Origin of the sequence: Arenicella chitinivorans (genome assembly GCF_014651515.1) — a bacterium.
Lineage (GTDB): Bacteria > Pseudomonadota > Gammaproteobacteria > Arenicellales > Arenicellaceae > Arenicella > Arenicella chitinivorans.
Genome location: NZ_BMXA01000008.1, coordinates 22,106 through 37,603, shown reverse-complemented (window position 1 = coordinate 37,603; position 15,498 = coordinate 22,106). Strand labels below are relative to the sequence as shown.

The following is a 15,498-nucleotide window of genomic DNA, read 5'->3' as shown; positions in this document are numbered from 1 at the left end:
ATGAGCGATACGCACCCGTTTCTCCAGCGTAGTATCGAATGGTTAAGCCAGGCGATCTCGCTATATTGGTTGGTTGGTTCCGTGCTCATATTGCTGGTGTGCCTGTTAGTCTTGGCGTTGCGTGGCAAAAAACGTGCAAGCGCATTGGCTGAGTTAACGCAAACGCAGGCGATTAGCTTGGCCACACAGTCACAGAAAGTCGAGCATTTAGAATTCGACCGTCAACAATTGGCTGACAAGGCTGATAAAGCCGCACTTGAGATCACGCGGTTGGCCAGCGAAACAGCCGAGCTTAAAAGCAGTCGCGATGAAAAAGTGGCGCAGCTTTCTGCCAACGAAAAAGAGCGGCTTGGGCTGCGCGAGATGCTGGAGAATTATCAGCGCAAAGTCGCGCGTTTGGAGGCCGACGTGCGTGAGCAGAATGCGCGTATGCAGTCTGAGCAGGAAAAATTACGGGAACTCAAAGTTCAATTCGAGTCGCAGAAGGCGCAGCTAAAGAACGAATTCAAAGTGGTGTCTGAAGAAATCATTCGTGAGCGTCAAGCCATGTTGGCGGAGCAAAATAAAGAAGGTGTTGGCGCCTTACTGAAACCATTGCAAGAGCAGATTGATGGCTTTCAAAGACGCATTAATCAAGTGCACGATGAAGCCGTCAAAGGCAATACCAGCCTCAAAACCGAGATCGAGAATGTCATGAAGATGGGCATTCAAATGCGGGATGAAGCGAATAATCTCACCAGTGCATTGAAAGGCAGCTCACAACAGCGCGGTGCCTGGGGCGAAGCGCAGTTGGAACGCACACTGGAAATGAGTGGGCTGGTGGAGCATGACCATTATGAGAAGCAGTCGTCATTTGTGGATGATAGTGGTCGCCGCAAGCAGACCGACTATTTGATTAAACTGCCAGGTGATAAGTGTATTGTCATCGACAGCAAGGTGTCCCTGAATGCCTATGAGCGAGCTTTCAGCGCGGATGAAGCTGAGCGTGATGCGGCCATGAAAGCCCATGTGGCAGCGGTTCGGGGTCACATCATGGATCTGGCGTCTAAGGATTACACCAATTTGTACGGCGTCCACAGTCCCGACTTTATCTTGATGTTTATGCCGGTCGAGCCCGCCTACATCGAAGCCTTAAAGCACGACCCAGAACTGTTTGGTTTTGGTTACACACGGAACGTGGTGTTGGTGTCGCACACCACACTGATCCCAATTTTGCGCACAGTCGCCAACTTGTGGATGTTGGATCGCAGTAACAAAGAAGCCCGGTTACTGGGTGAGCGCGCAGGTGATATCTTCAATTCCGTAGTGTTGGTGTCGGAGCGCTTGGAAAAGCTCGGCAAGACACTGAATACCGCTAGTACGCATTTCAATCAAACGGTCACCGCGTTGTCTGGCAACCAAGGTTTGCAAGGCAAAGTTCAGCGTTTTAATGAGCTGTCGGCCAAAGCCAACAAAACCATGCCGGAGTTGGAACATTCACACATTGAGTTTGATACATCGAAACTCACTGCGCAGCGCATCGACGCGAAGCCGGACCACGATAACAATAATAACAACGAGTGAGAGACCCTCAATGGCACGACGACGAACGCTGGTAAAAGCGGTACTGGGGCTGATATTAATACTGGCTGTTGGGTTCTTTGGATTTGCGCCGAAGATCGTCGACAAGCGCCTTAACGAGGTGGCGAAACTCAACCACGCGCCAGTATCTGAGCAGGCGGAACGATTGCATGCAGAGCTCTTGATTGGTGATTGGCATGCGGACAGTTTACTGTGGCAGCGACGTTTAGAAGATCATCACGATTACGGCCACGTTGATATTCCAAGATTGCAAGCAGGCAACGTGGGCTTGCAGATGTTTACCACGGTCACAAAATCGCCCAAGGGCCTAAATATTCACAAAAACGATGCTGACGCGCATGATGACATTACGTCGCTCGCGTTGACTCAGCGTTGGCCGGTGCGTACATGGAACAGTTTATTTGAGCGAGCACGCTACCAGTCTCAACGGTTACGCGAAACGGTTGCGGCGAATCCGGACGACATCATGCTCATTCGCAGCCAAGCCGAGCTACAAACGTTTCTATCTCGCAGGGCAACGCAGCCAAAGTTAATCGGTGCGCTGCTAGGCACGGAGGGGTCACACGCCTTAGACGGAGACTTGGAGAATGTGCAACGTCTGTTTGATGATGGGTTTCGGATGATGAGTCTGCACCACTTTTTCGACAACCGTTTAGGCGGCTCATTGCATGGCGTCGTCGCGGCCGGGCTGACTGACTTTGGTCGTGATGTAGTTGCAAAGATCGAAGCACTGGGTATCGTATTAGACGTGTCGCATTCGTCGGAGACGGTGGTACGCGACGTGCTAGCCATGGCGCAGCGACCATTGGTGGTCAGCCATACTGGATTTAAAGGGCATTGCAACACCGAACGCAATATAGCCGACGACTTAATGCAGCAGATCGCGCAGAAAGGCGGCTTGATCGCGGTCGGTTATTGGCGTGCTGCGGTATGTGGAGTGACTCCAGACGCTGTGGCGGATGCCATCGTATACGGTGTTAATTTAGTCGGAGAGAACCACGTTGCGCTAGGATCGGACTTCGATGGCAGTGTGATGACTGGGTTTGATGCCAGTGAGCTGGTGGCGCTTACCGATGCACTCTTGTCCAAAGGGCTGAATGAAGCTCAAGTACGCCTAGTCATGGGTGGAAATATGGCGGCATTTCTCGCTCGCTATCTGCCGGAACGCTAATTCTCGAGGTCTACTACGATGTTTCTGTCCGCTAAAACGTTTTTCCAATTAAGTTTGCTGTTGTTGCTGAGTGCGATGGGGCCGATCCAGGTGCAGGCCGATGATGATGATTTTATTCTGGACGTCATGCCGGCCATCTTAAGTGGCGTGAAGCCACTTCCGGTGCCCATCGACTTCAAAGTCCAGCTGCCGAGTCACACACCAATAAACTCATACACGGTCGAGCTCACGCGCTGGAATATTCCCAATGATGGACGCAATTCAGTTGCGACTACGAATGGTTTGCAAGCCGCGCTGGATTGGGCAGACGCAGAGGGTTTCAATCAGGTCATTATTCCAAATGGGCAGTATTTGCTGGGCAAGTATGGCAATGCCATTTATCAGCAAGGCCTCGATCTGCACAGTAATATGCGTTTGGTGCTGAGTTCGAATACCGTGTTGCGTATGGCGGCCAACGACAAATGGAACTATTGCGTACTGCGAGTCAGCGGCGAGCAAAATGTGACGATTCAGGGCGGCACTATTGTCGGTGACCGGGCCACGCATCAGTATGTACCGCGAGGCTCGGATGGCGGCACCGCGCACGATGAAGGGCATGGGATTTGTATTTGGAGTAACAGCCAGCGTGTGCTGGTCGAGGATATGGTGATTCGTGATCTAACTGGTGACGGCTTATTGCTATTGGATGAAGCGACCGACATTACAATTCGTAACAACAACATTTTTAATAACCGTCGCCAGGGCGTTTCACTGGTCGGCAGCCTGCGTGTGTTAATTGAAAATAATGAAATTCACCACATCAAAGGGACGTCACCGCAGTTCGGGATTGATATCGAAGGCGCGGGTCGGCGTGATCGTGATATTGTGATCCGCAAAAATTATTTCCATCATAATCGTGGCGGCGATATTGTCAGCAGTACTGGGCGCAATACGTTTATTATCGACAACGTGATGGAGCAAGGTGTGGGCAACACCTACGTTGATGGGCCGATTGTCACCTGGCACAAAACCAGTCATGTGATTGCACATAATCGCATCACCATGTTAAGTCGCTCGGTGAATGGATTGCTGGGATACATTCAGTATTCCAGAGGTGGTCCAAAGGGGCACAATGAAGTCACCTATGTGCACGACAATGTGTGCAACGGGTGTGGCATGTACATGTACAAAAGCGCTGATGCCGATATACGACGTAATATCTGGTCGGGTTATTTTCTGGCTTTAAATGAGTTTGACAATGCGGTGGTGATTGATAATCAGACGTCGACGCACCCAGACCCTGGTAGCCCTCGTTACTGTTGGTCCTACCGCATTCGACGAACTACTGGCCGCGCTGAAGGCAATACACACAACGGTGAGCCAGTCGTTTTGCCGCTGTCTTCTGCGCCGTGGACCACTCCGTGTCTGCGATGATGCAATACGTGAATTAGTCAACCTGAAGGGGCAATGACGATAGAATTCAACGCAGCACAACACGATATGCGGTCGGGATACTTCGGTGGTGCGCCCGGCATGCTGGTGTCCGGCTTAGTGTGGTTGTTGGCCGGTCTGGTAGGGCTAGTTGTGTCACAGAAGGCCAGTGTATTCACCTTATTCATTGGTGGAATGGCGATTCATCCGGTCGGCAGTTTGCTGGCCAAGTGGCTGGGTCGACGTGGTAAGCATATGCCGGGTAACCCGTTGCTGCCGCTGGCATTAGAGACCACCATTTTATTGTTTATCGGTTTGTTTTTGGCGTTTGCGATGCTGCAAATAAACAGCCAGTATTTTTACCCCGTGATGCTGTTAATCATCGGTGGCCGTTACCTGATGTTCTCATCCCTATATGGAATGCGCATGTACTGGGTAATCGGTGGTTTGCTCGCGATCAGCGGTGCGGCCTGCTTTGTGTTGCAAGTCGCATTTTTAGTCGGCGCATTTGTTGGTGGCGTGATCGAGGTGCTGGGCGCGGCGGTGATCTTTAATCTGGCACGACGCGAGGCACCGCTTTAATTGCATCAAGTCTAGCGCGATGCACTTTCTGCTGGATCTTTTTGCCATCGGTTAGCCCTTTCGCTAGAGCGCCAGCATCCACCTGTTTTGCCGCCTGCTGAAAGCGTAAATACAATGCCGCTTGTTGGTAGTCGTGGTCTTCGAAACCGGTTCGTCCTCGCGCATCTGCGATGCAGCATAGGGCGATTTGCTGTGCGCGCTCGTCGTCCATCAGACTCCGTGTGTTCTCCAGCATGGTAAGAATGGTTTGAGGTCGCAGTTCGAACATTTTGTGCATGTGCAAGTGGTACTCAGAGACCGCCAGCGCCAGAGACTGAAACTTTTTTGGCACGCGCAGGCGCGCGCAGAGTGTACGAACTAAGGGCAGACCACGCCGTTCATGGCCCTTATGCGAGGGTAATTCGTCTTTCGGTGTTTCTGCCTTACCTAAATCGTGCACCAATGACGCAAATCGAACCAGCGGGTCGTCACTCAAGCGAACCGCCTGTTCCACCACCATCATGGTGTGAACGCCGGTGTCTATCTCAGGGTGATACTTTGCCGTTTGCGGAATGCCAAACAAGGCATCGATTTCGGGTAACACGCGCGCCAGCGCACCGCAGTCGCGCAATACCTGGAAGAAAATTTGCGGTGCGTCGGTATCCAGTGCTTTACGCATCTCTGCCCAAACGCGCTCGGGGACCAGCGCATCGACCTCACCATTGGCCACCATTTTACTCATCAATGCCTGCGTTTCTGCCGCTACCTTAAATTTGAAGCGTGCGGCAAATCGGGCAGTGCGTAAAACGCGCACCGGGTCTTCCACGAACGCGTCCGAAACATGACGCAGAATTCCCGCTTGTAGGTCTTGTTGGCCGTGAAATGGATCAATAATAACGCCGCTTTCATCTTCGGCCATCGCGTTGATGGTCAGGTCACGCCGTTGCAGGTCTTGCTCCAGCGTGATATCGGGCGACGCGTTAAACTGAAATCCTTGGTAGCCTTTGGCCGTTTTGCGTTCGGTACGTGCGAGTGCATGTTCTTCGCCGCTATCGCGGTCGATAAACACTGGAAAATCTTTGCCTACCGGCAGATAACCGAGTTCGACCATGCGTTCGGGCGTGGCACCAACCACCACCCAGTCGCGATCCAAACCCTCTCGGCCCAGAAGACGATCGCGAATCGCGCCGCCAACCAGGTACCTCTTGATGCTGCTCATGAGAATATTTGTCAGGGCACGCCTATTGGATGCCGTAGATTTCGCGATAGGTGTGCATGCGCTCAAGGTTCTCGGCCTGCTCAGGGCGCTGCTTTAAGTATTCGATCAAATCATCCAGTGTGGCAATGGCTTTAACTGGGATGTCAAACTCGGCTTCGACTTGCTGAATCGCGGACATCTCGGTGACTTCGCCGCCTTTCTGCCCTTTCTCTTGACGATCGAGGGCCAAGAATACCGCAGACGGTTTTGCACCAGTGGCTTCGATCATGGCAACTGATTCGCGGATAGCCGTGCCGGCCGTGATGACGTCGTCAATAATCGCGACTCTACCCTGAAGCTCCGCACCAACCATGTTACCGCCTTCACCATGGTCTTTTTTCTCTTTGCGATTAAACGCGAAGGGGATTTCCTTGCCAGAGGCTTCTGACAGTGCCATTGCTACCGCGCAAGACAGAGTGATACCTTTGTATGCAGGGCCGAACAAGACATCAAACTCGATGTCGGAATGTTCAATGCTGGTTGCAAAATAGCGGCTGAATTGCAGCATAGTCGCCCCACTATTAAACAAGCCGGTATTAAAGAAGTAGGGGCTGGTGCGTCCGGATTTCAGTTTGAATTCGCCAAATCGAAGTACGCCAGTTGTGAGCGCAAAATCGATAAATTGTTCTTGGTATGGAAGCATAGTCGTTAATCTTTGTGGCAATTCAAGTATGATACCCGCTGACACAGAATTCGCCACTCAAAATCATGAAAGTAATATCGATCAATGTTAATGGTATTCGTGCCGCAGCTCGCAAAGGAATGTATGACTGGTTGCAAACGATGGATGCGGATGTAGTTTGTTTGCAGGAACTTAAAGCGCAGCCGGATCAGATCGAAGGTGCGCCGTATCACCCAGAAGGCTACTACACGTATTTCCATTCAGCTGAAAAAAAGGGCTACAGTGGTGTTGGTCTGCATTGTCGACACGAGCCGGACGCAGTACATGTTGGCTTGGGTGATGGGTTTGAAGATGTTGACGCTGAGGGACGCTACATTCAGGCTGACTTTGGTGATCTGAGCGTGGTGTCCTTGTATATGCCGTCCGGGTCGAGTAAAGAAGAGCGTCAGGTGTTTAAGTACGACATGATGGCGCGGTTTGAAGCGCGGCTGGCAGAGATTATTGCATCGGGCCGTAAGACTATTATTTGCGGGGACTGGAATATCGCGCATAAAAAGGCGGATATTAAGAACTGGCGAGGCAACCAAAAAAACTCTGGCTTCTTGCCCGAGGAAAGGCAATGGATGGACTGGCTGTTTGGTGAATCCGAGAGCGAGACCAGTGAGACCGTGCGCGGGAATGCGGGGTTTCATGATGCCTTTCGCTTAATAAACCAGGAAGTTGAACAGTACACCTGGTGGTCAAACCGCGGTCAGGCTTGGGCAAATAACACTGGCTGGCGGATTGATTACCACGTAATCAGCGACAACTTGAAAGACAAGGTGGTACCGGGTTCGGCGCACATTTATAAAGACGAGCGGTTTTCGGATCACGCGCCACTGACGATTGAATACGACCTTTAAGGCTAGTCGCCCGGAACTTCGATGACGCACGAGGCGATACACGAACCAATCCGCTGGTGGCGAGAGAAACCGGTTTGGATCATGCTGTTACTGGGGTTTTCCGCGGGCATCCCCATTCTGCTAATATTCTCCAGTTTGTCGTTGTGGCTGCGCGAAGCAGGCGTTGAGAAGTCCTCGGTTACGTATTTCAGTTGGGCTGCGCTCGGGTACTCATTCAAATTTATGTGGGCACCCTTAATTGATAAAGTGCCGGTGCCGATTTTGAGCAAGGCATTGGGACGGCGTCGTGGCTGGCTACTGATCTCTCAACTGGCGGTGATTGGTGCGATTTGCTGGATGGCGAACGTCGATCCGCAGTCCAGTCTGGTGGCAATGGCTTTGGCGGCCGTAATGCTGGGCTTTTCATCAGCCACCCAGGACGTTGTGATTGACGCATTTAGGATTGAGTCGTCCAATGCGCGCATGCAAGCAATTTTGAGCTCCACTTACTTGACTGGCTATCGAGTAGCGATGATTGTTGCCGGGGCCGGCGCCCTGTATCTGGCTGAATATTTTGGCAGCACGACTGACGTCTATTCCTATTCGGCGTGGCGCAACACTTATTATTGTATGGCGGGATTCATGCTGGTCGGCGTGCTCACGACTTTGATGGTGCGAGAGCCTGAGCATGAAGGTGTCGACTACCCCTACCCAACGCGTGACTATATGCGTTTTACCGAGGTGTTTGTCATCTCTGTGGTGGCCGCTGTAGCCGTATTTTGGCTAGCGCCAAGCGCGCCTGAGCTGGCCCAAGGCGGGTTGCAACATCTGATCTCTTTTGTCTACGGTGCGCTAGTGCTGTGTGTGGCGTTGAGTGTGGCGTATTGGGTCGCGCGCATGAGTCTGCGTTTGGAGTTTGCTAACCCACTGATGGTTGAGCAAGGTTATGTGGCACCAATCAAGGACTTCCTAAAGCGCTACGGTGCTTTGGCGGTTTGGGTGCTGATACTTGTTGGCTGCTACCGAATATCAGATATCGTGCTTGGCATCATTGCCAATGTGTTTTATCAAGATATGGGTTACTCCAAATCCCAAATCGCCAGCGTGACAAAAGTGTTTGGCGTTTTGATGACCATTTTGGGTAGCTTTCTAGGTGGGTTTCTCGCGTTGAAGATTGGCGTGTTGCGCAGTTTATTATTGGGCGCAGTGCTGGTGGTGCTGACGAATTTGCTATTCGTTTGGCTGACCGTGGTCGGAGACCAGTTCACCTTTCTGGCGATTCCATTGCCAAGTTTTTCTTTTAGTGAGGGTTGGGGCGGCTGGACCAGCTTAACCTTGCCACGAGAGTTGACGCTTGTGATTATTATGGACAACCTCACCCAGGGCATCGCCTTGATCGCGTTTATTGCCTGGTTGTCGAGTTTGACCAATGTTTCGTTTACTGCGACTCAGTACTCTTTATTCAGTTCCATCATGACACTGATCCCTAAGTTTTTGGGCGGTTATTCGGGGACACTGGTGGACATGTTTGGGTACACCAACTTCTTTCTGTTTGCCAGTGCTTTAGGCTTGCCGGTGATCGTGCTCATTCTCTATGTCTCTCGGCATGTGGATCTAAAGCCAGTAACTCGAGCTAAGGTTGGATAATTTGTAGCAGCCTTTCTTTGGCAGCATCGACTTCTTCTAATCCATTTAGGTTTTTGGCCACCAATGCGATTTCTCCTTGGCGACCATGTGCGAACAACGCATAGTATTTCTTGGTCGTTTTACCGCTGGTTGTGCTGTGACTTTCATGTTCTTTAAACTCTTTGAAGGAATATGATGGAACAAACTGCTTTTTTAAGGGGATGCCTAAAACGGAGCGGTTCGCGGTAATTCCTTCTGGCCCAAATCGTACCGTGAGGCCACCGCCGAACCATATTAGCCCTGCAATCGTGGTAAGCCCGCCAATAAGTGGAAACACAATATTGAATACCCGGTCTGGAATCATCAGTCCGGCGACGACGAAAACGAGTCCGACAATCGCCATAAAAAGCCCCGATATTTGTCGAAACGCAGGGTATGTCAAGCTGTACGCACCGGCTGAACGCTGCAAGTCCAGCACGTTGCCTACGAGAAACTGGTGGACCGAGGCCATTGCTGTTGACGTCGTTATGTGCGCTTCTGGGTTTCGGATGGAGGAAGCTTCGCCGGTCTCGAATACTGGCAGGTCATCGTAGGTGCGATCAATCTTGGTACCATCCGCCAGCTGGACAACAAAGTTGAGTTCCCAGTGCACGCGGGGTAGCCCCAGCGGTGGGTCTGACGGCGCTAAACGAGTGTCATCGAGATCGAAGCAAAAGCTGGCTCGCAGGCCGTTGCCGGTGGAACTTAAGATCGGGATCATGCGGCGTTGCCACAGCACGTTCGTGCGTGTCTCTTTTCCGCTGCGATATTTGCGTAAACATTGTAAGCGAACTTCAGTGGATTTCGGTTGTTGACGAACTGGGATGTTCAGGTCAATGTGACCACCCAATTGGCCGCCGATCGAACCAGGGTGCGGGTCCATGGTGAAGGGCATTGGGCCGGTAAGGTCGTAGCTCTTCTTGAGTCGATACCAGTAGTAAAGCAGGCCGATGCCGATGGCTGGAAAAATCAACACCAGCAACGCGGCGTACTGACCCTTCATAATCGCCTGCGCTGCGGCAAAGAAGCCCGCCAATGAAATCACGTTCCAGAACAGCGCAAAATAAAGCATAAACGTGGTACCGGTTTTGCTGTTCGACAAACGTACTGGATCCTTCCATTCTTCATAAGCCAGCCACGGCGTGGCGTCACTGACACCGGCCAGTTTTTCACCGGCGTTACGGTATTTGATCATGGCGTAGATACCACCGAAGCCGATGCCACCAAAGATCAGTAGGAACATGCCAGAAAATAGCAGCATTCCCCAGCGCATATCACGGTCAAACACGGCTGAGCTAGGGTCATCTGGATCAACCCAGACCAGAAACTCGCCGCCGCGGCTCGCAATACGGGACAGCTCGCGATGAAGGTCCTGTTGATACGAGCCGATATTGTCACTGCCTGATGACCAGCTTAGGCGATCCGAGGTGTAGTATTGTCCGTTGTATTGATAGCGATATTCACCAACAGCTTTGTAGGTGGTTGAATCATCACCACGGTACGATTTTAATTCGTGCGATAACAGTTCCGCTCGTGCCTGATTCCATGAGCGTGCATCCAGTGAGTTGGTAATCGACGGTAAACCCTGAAACGCGAAAATACCGACGCCAGCGGCAGCAAAGACACCAAAGAACAGGATCCCAACCAAATTTCCTTTCACTTGTTTTACTCCATCCACGATCACTGCACGACCTTGGCAGTAACTTTGTTATGCTTGCAGCAAAAGTACCATACCCTAGGGCGAGAGTGCCATTTCTTCACCATGCATTTGCAGTTTGATAATCGCTTTGTCGCGGCCTTGCCCGCCGACCCAGAAACCACCAACCAACGACGTCAGGTGCATAAAGCCGGCTATTCTTGGGTCACCCCAACGCCGGTGGCCAACCCGAGTTTGGTCGCGGTTGCGAGCGAGGTCGCGGAGCTGATTGGACTGGATGCGAGGGATTGTCGTAGTCAAGATTTCTTAGACGTATTTTCCGGCAACACAGTGCCTGCTGGCGCACAACCATTTGCGATGTGTTATGGCGGACATCAATTTGGTAATTGGGCCGGACAGCTGGGCGACGGACGTGCGATTAATCTGGGCGAAGTTGTCGGTCAGGATGGTCAGCCGTGGGCGCTGCAACTCAAGGGTGCTGGGGCCACACCCTACTCACGCACCGCCGATGGGCTGGCGGTGTTGCGCTCGTCGATTCGCGAGTTTTTATGCAGCGAAGCAATGCATCACCTTGGGGTTCCGACCACGCGTGCCTTGAGCTTGGTTCAAACCGGCGAGCAGGTAATGCGTGACATGATGTACGACGGGAATGCCGAGTTTGAGCCCGGTGCGGTGGTGTGCCGTGTCAGCCCCAGTTTTGTGCGCTTCGGAAATTTCCAGTTGTTTGCCGCACGCGACGAGTTAACAGAGCTGCGCATGTTGACGAATTTTGTTATCCAACAGCATTTTCCGCAGTTGCTGGAGGATTTTGAGCCTGACTCATCTTCGCTGGTTGCCGCATTCTTTGATGCGGTCTGTCAGCGTACCGTGCGCATGGTTGTCGAGTGGATGCGTGTTGGCTTTGTACACGGCGTGATGAACACCGATAACATGTCGATTCTGGGTTTAACGATCGACTATGGACCGTATGGCTGGTTGGATAACTTCGACCCTGATTGGACCCCCAATACCACGGATGCACAGCACCGTCGTTACCGGTACGGTCAACAAGCGAACGTGGCGCTGTGGAATTGCTATCAACTCGCCAACGCATTGTATCCGCTGGTGAATGACAGTATGCCCTTGGAGGCCTCTCTGGAAGCATTTCAAGCCAGTTATCAATCGCAGTGGCAAGCCATGATGGCCAGCAAACTGGGATTGATCGCATTCCAGTCGGAGGATGGAGCGTTGATAGCAGACCTGGAGTCGTTGTTGACACAGACCGAGACCGACCTGACTTTGTTTTTTCGATGCTTGGCGCAACCAGAGTTGACGGTATCGACGTTTAAACCCGCCTTCTACGATGAGCAAATCAGTGTCGAATATCGGTCGGCGCTTACCACGTGGCTGACGACCTACCAAGCACGGCTAGCACAAGACGGTCGGTCTCAGGCAGAGCGCGCGACAGCAATGAATGCGGTGAATCCCAAATTCATCTTTCGTAATTATCTTGCACAGCAGGCGATTGAGCTGGCTGAGGCAGGCGATTATTCTCGCATTCATACCTTGCTGGAGGTGTTGCGAAAACCGTATGATGCACAACCGGAGTACGCTCATTTCGCTGCTCGAAGACCGGACTGGGCTAAGACCAAAGCCGGCTGCTCCATGTTATCTTGTTCTAGTTGACCACGAGCTGCGCAGCAACTAAGAATGGGTGACGAGGGGCTTGAGTTAATCCCCCAAAGCTCGTGCGTTGGCAGTATACTCGACATCAGTATAAGCCTTTATTAGTGGTAAGTAATCCATCATGTCTACGGAAAAAATTGTAATTACCCTGTTCGCCAAAGACCGTCCCGGCATCGTGAGAACGCTGTCAAATACTGTGCTTCAACATGATGGCAACTGGCTCGAAAGCAGTTTGTCTCGTTTGTGCGGGCAATTCACCGGTATCGTGCACCTCACCGTTGAAGAAACGAATAAGCAGGCCTTGCTGGTGGCGCTGCGTGACTTGAGTGCAGAAGGGATTTTTGTAACCGTGCAGGACGCGTCAAGTGTGGAGCCCGATCAGGAGGAAGTTGACAGCGTACAGATTTTGGTCGAAGCCAATGACCGCCCGGGTATTGTTAAAGAAATTACCGACAAGCTCGCCGATGCCAATGTTAATGTCGACAACATTGACACGGAGTGTGAAAGCGCGTCGATGGCAGGTTACCCATTATTCCGCGCGCACCTGTTTCTAGCGTTGCCGGACGGTGTGAGTGAGCAAGCCTTGGAGGCGTTGTTAGAGAGTGTGTCGGATGACCTAATGGTGTCGATCCTCGACGAGTAACACTAGGTCGCTTAGTTTAGTAAAAATCCTGCGGGTCGATATCCAGGCTCCAGCGTACCGAGCTGGCTCGTTTCTTGGCATCTTTGTCGGTACTCAAATGGTATAGCCAGTGCTGTAGCGTCGTGTGCAGGGTAGACCGCTGTTCGGCGGTAATTAACAGTTGGGCTCGGTATCGTCCGGCTCGGCGCTCCATTGGTGCGGGAACCGCATCCAATACCATGACACCAGGTTGTGGCTGAATGTCTTGTTTGGCACGACGCAGAAACTGCATGGCCGCTGCTTGGTGTGGTGATTCGGCTCGAATTAAGGCGAAATAGCCAAATGGCGGAAAGTCTGCTGCTCGACGTTCGGTTAGTAATTGTTGCGCAAAGGTATTGAAGTCGTGTGAGCGTACCGACTCAAACAGTGGGTGATCGGGGAACCGAGTTTGTATTACCACACGCCCCACGGTATCGCGGCGTCCCGCGCGGCCAGAGACCTGCACCAGCTGCTGAAACAAGTGCTCGGGAGCGCGAAAGTCCGTACTGTATAAACCTTGGTCGACATCCAGTACGCCAACCAAACCAATATTTGGGAAGTCGTGGCCTTTGGTGATCAACTGCGTTCCAACGATGATGTCTGCGTCTCCATCTCGGGCCTGACCCAGCATGGCTTCTAACTCACCCTTGCGTCGTGTGCTGTCACGGTCGATACGCAGCACCGCGGCGTCCGGAAAGCGCAGTGTCAGCGCCTCCTCCACGCGCTGTGTCCCATCGCCGACTTCAACCAGCTCGTCTGCCTTACAGTGATCACATTGCGGAGTAATTCTGCCTTCATAGCCACAATGATGGCAGCGCATACGATTCGCACGGCGGTGGATCGTCAGGTGTGAGTCGCAGCGATGGCACGTTGCCGTTTGTTTGCAGGCAGCGCAATACAATACTGGTGCGAATCCACGTCGGTTAAGAAACAACATGACCTGTTGTGAATTGGCAAGCGTGCCTTTGATCGCCTCCATTAAAGCGGGACTCAGTCCGTCATTACTGGGTTGCAGGTTGAGGTCGACCAGTTCAACCCTTGGCAGTGCGGTGTCGGTCGCACGGCGGTTAAGGCTGCAAAGTTGATACTTTCCAGACTGCGCGTTGGCATAGGTTTCCAGCGCCGGTGTGGCAGATCCTAAAATAATCGGAATGTCGGCCTTCTTGGCGCGGAATATAGCCACATCGCGTGCTTGGTACCGTACTCCGTCCTGTTGTTTGTAGGATGCGTCGTGCTCCTCGTCCACCACGATCAAACCCAAGTCGTTGAATGGGCTAAATATCGCCGATCGTGTGCCTACAATGATTCTGGCGTCACCGTTGGCGGCGTGCCACCAAGCGATATGTCGTTCGCGATCGTTAAGCGCTGAATGCATGCTCACCACAGGCACCGAGAAGCGTGCTGCGATACGGTCCATTAGCTGCGGCGTTAGACCAATTTCGGGTACCAGCAGAAGAACTTGGCGCTGTTTGCTTAGTACTTCCTCCATTGCGGCGAAATACACTTCGGTTTTTCCGCTACCAGTAACACCATGTAATAAAGTGCAAGAGAACTGTTGTTCCTCGAGGGACGTGCGGATCGCATCAAATGCTGTTTGTTGATCCGTATTTAGATCGATCGAATTGGTGTTGCTTGCTGGGCCGCTGAGCTTTGGGTGAGCGGTATGTTCGCTTACCCATCCCTTTTCAATCAACGCGCGCAAAGCCTGTCGCCAGCTCGAAGTCTCATCTTTGAAGTGGCTGGCGTTGAGTACTTGGTGTTGCATAAAGCGTTTGATGATCGCGAGCTGCAGTGGTGCACGATTCAGTTCATCGGCCGGTGAACTGCGCCCCAACTCAGTCAATTGCCAACTTTTAACCGCAGGTGGCGCCACATCGCCGCCTTGGCGTAGAACAACCGGTAACATTAGGTCACAGACTTCACCCAAGGGCGCTAAATAATACTGACTAATCCAGTTCGCGAGCAGCAACAGATCCGGCGGCAGCACCGCATGCTGGTCAAGCGTTTCTTTGATCGGTTTTAATCGGCTTTGTGGCAGGTCTGAGGACTCTTTCTGAGCCACCACAATGCCGATTAATGTACGCGTCCCAAAGGGGACTTTTACGCGAGCGCCGACCGGCGGTATGTGCGATTCATCGGATGGTAAAAAATCGAAAGTCTGCCTCAAAGGGACCGGAACCGCGACTGAGATTATAGGTGTGGTCATAGGTTTTGCTGCGCGTGCCTTGCCCGTTGTCGCGGCGCAGGCCGCGTGAATGCTGGACTTAAAAACTTACTCACAGAGCCTGTGGATAACTTTGTTGATAAAACCACCACACCAGCCGTAACACACCGTAACCATTGGCTTTGCAAATTTTGCCTAAATT

General features: G+C 52.2%; 12 protein-coding genes. 8 read left to right on the top strand and 4 right to left on the bottom strand.

Annotation, left to right across the window (positions count from 1 at the left end):
- The 4 genes from IE055_RS16060 to IE055_RS16045 are packed head-to-tail and all read left to right on the top strand — an operon-like array spanning position 1 to position 4,744.
- A complete protein-coding gene (locus IE055_RS16060) occupies positions 1-1,563 on the top strand; it encodes a DNA recombination protein RmuC (RefSeq protein WP_189402704.1) in 1,563 nt (520 codons plus the stop codon).
- Between the two features lie 10 nt (positions 1,564-1,573).
- Positions 1,574-2,752, top strand: a complete 1,179-nt coding sequence (locus IE055_RS16055; RefSeq protein WP_189402703.1) for a dipeptidase — start codon at positions 1,574-1,576, stop codon at positions 2,750-2,752.
- 18 nt (positions 2,753-2,770) lie between these two features.
- The gene (locus IE055_RS16050) at positions 2,771-4,165 is read left to right on the top strand and encodes a right-handed parallel beta-helix repeat-containing protein (protein ID WP_189402702.1); all 1,395 of its coding nucleotides are present in this window, start codon (positions 2,771-2,773) and stop codon (positions 4,163-4,165) included.
- A 33-nt stretch (positions 4,166-4,198) separates the two neighbouring features.
- Positions 4,199-4,744 (top strand): DUF7010 family protein, encoded by a 546-nt coding sequence (locus IE055_RS16045; protein WP_229794331.1) that lies wholly within the window; start codon positions 4,199-4,201, stop codon positions 4,742-4,744.
- Here the strand turns inward: IE055_RS16045 and IE055_RS16040 are convergent.
- Together IE055_RS16040 and pyrE are read right to left on the bottom strand one after the other, a co-directional pair.
- Positions 4,713-5,933 (bottom strand): multifunctional CCA addition/repair protein, encoded by a 1,221-nt coding sequence (locus IE055_RS16040; RefSeq protein WP_189402820.1) that lies wholly within the window; start codon positions 5,931-5,933, stop codon positions 4,713-4,715. The two genes, IE055_RS16045 and IE055_RS16040, sit on opposite strands and share 32 nt — an antisense overlap.
- Before the next feature lie 31 nt (positions 5,934-5,964).
- Positions 5,965-6,624, bottom strand: coding sequence for an orotate phosphoribosyltransferase (gene pyrE, locus IE055_RS16035; RefSeq protein WP_189402701.1), 660 nt, complete (start codon positions 6,622-6,624; stop codon positions 5,965-5,967).
- 65 nt (positions 6,625-6,689) lie between these two features.
- Between pyrE and IE055_RS16030 the strand changes: the two genes are divergently transcribed.
- Both IE055_RS16030 and IE055_RS16025 read left to right on the top strand, forming a co-directional pair.
- Positions 6,690-7,505: an exodeoxyribonuclease III gene (locus IE055_RS16030; RefSeq protein WP_189402700.1), complete on the top strand. Its 816-nt coding sequence runs from the start codon at positions 6,690-6,692 to the stop codon at positions 7,503-7,505.
- A gap of 21 nt (positions 7,506-7,526) precedes the next feature.
- Positions 7,527-9,131 (top strand): AmpG family muropeptide MFS transporter, encoded by a 1,605-nt coding sequence (locus IE055_RS16025; protein ID WP_189402699.1) that lies wholly within the window; start codon positions 7,527-7,529, stop codon positions 9,129-9,131.
- On the opposite strand, the gene IE055_RS16020 is transcribed toward IE055_RS16025, so the two are convergent.
- Complete coding sequence (locus IE055_RS16020; RefSeq protein WP_189402698.1) at positions 9,118-10,809, bottom strand: DUF3592 domain-containing protein; 1,692 nt, start codon at positions 10,807-10,809, stop codon at positions 9,118-9,120. The genes IE055_RS16025 and IE055_RS16020 overlap by 14 nt on opposite strands.
- 102 nt (positions 10,810-10,911) lie before the next feature.
- On the opposite strand from IE055_RS16020, the gene IE055_RS16015 reads away from it, so the two are divergent.
- Both IE055_RS16015 and IE055_RS16010 read left to right on the top strand, forming a co-directional pair.
- Positions 10,912-12,471: a protein adenylyltransferase SelO gene (locus IE055_RS16015; RefSeq protein WP_189402819.1), complete on the top strand. Its 1,560-nt coding sequence runs from the start codon at positions 10,912-10,914 to the stop codon at positions 12,469-12,471.
- A gap of 121 nt (positions 12,472-12,592) precedes the next feature.
- Positions 12,593-13,114: a glycine cleavage system transcriptional repressor gene (locus IE055_RS16010; protein WP_189402697.1), complete on the top strand. Its 522-nt coding sequence runs from the start codon at positions 12,593-12,595 to the stop codon at positions 13,112-13,114.
- Between the two features lie 16 nt (positions 13,115-13,130).
- On the opposite strand, the gene IE055_RS16005 is transcribed toward IE055_RS16010, so the two are convergent.
- Positions 13,131-15,338, bottom strand: a complete 2,208-nt coding sequence (locus IE055_RS16005) for a primosomal protein N' (protein ID WP_189402696.1) — start codon at positions 15,336-15,338, stop codon at positions 13,131-13,133.
- Positions 15,339-15,498 lie beyond the last annotated feature (160 nt).

Excerpts from the sequence above, each read along its gene's own strand:
- IE055_RS16060 (WP_189402704.1), top strand. The coding sequence starts at position 1 with ATGAGCGATACGCACCCGTTTCTCCAGCGTAGTATCGAATGGTTAAGC.
- IE055_RS16055 (WP_189402703.1), top strand. The coding sequence starts at position 1,574 with ATGGCACGACGACGAACGCTGGTAAAAGCGGTACTGGGGCTGATATTA.
- IE055_RS16050 (WP_189402702.1), top strand. The coding sequence starts at position 2,771 with ATGTTTCTGTCCGCTAAAACGTTTTTCCAATTAAGTTTGCTGTTGTTG.
- IE055_RS16045 (WP_229794331.1), top strand. The coding sequence starts at position 4,199 with ATGACGATAGAATTCAACGCAGCACAACACGATATGCGGTCGGGATAC.
- pyrE (WP_189402701.1), bottom strand. The coding sequence starts at position 6,624 with ATGCTTCCATACCAAGAACAATTTATCGATTTTGCGCTCACAACTGGC.
- IE055_RS16030 (WP_189402700.1), top strand. The coding sequence starts at position 6,690 with ATGAAAGTAATATCGATCAATGTTAATGGTATTCGTGCCGCAGCTCGC.
- IE055_RS16025 (WP_189402699.1), top strand. The coding sequence starts at position 7,527 with ATGACGCACGAGGCGATACACGAACCAATCCGCTGGTGGCGAGAGAAA.
- IE055_RS16015 (WP_189402819.1), top strand. The coding sequence starts at position 10,912 with ATGCATTTGCAGTTTGATAATCGCTTTGTCGCGGCCTTGCCCGCCGAC.
- IE055_RS16010 (WP_189402697.1), top strand. The coding sequence starts at position 12,593 with ATGTCTACGGAAAAAATTGTAATTACCCTGTTCGCCAAAGACCGTCCC.
- IE055_RS16005 (WP_189402696.1), bottom strand. The coding sequence starts at position 15,338 with ATGACCACACCTATAATCTCAGTCGCGGTTCCGGTCCCTTTGAGGCAG.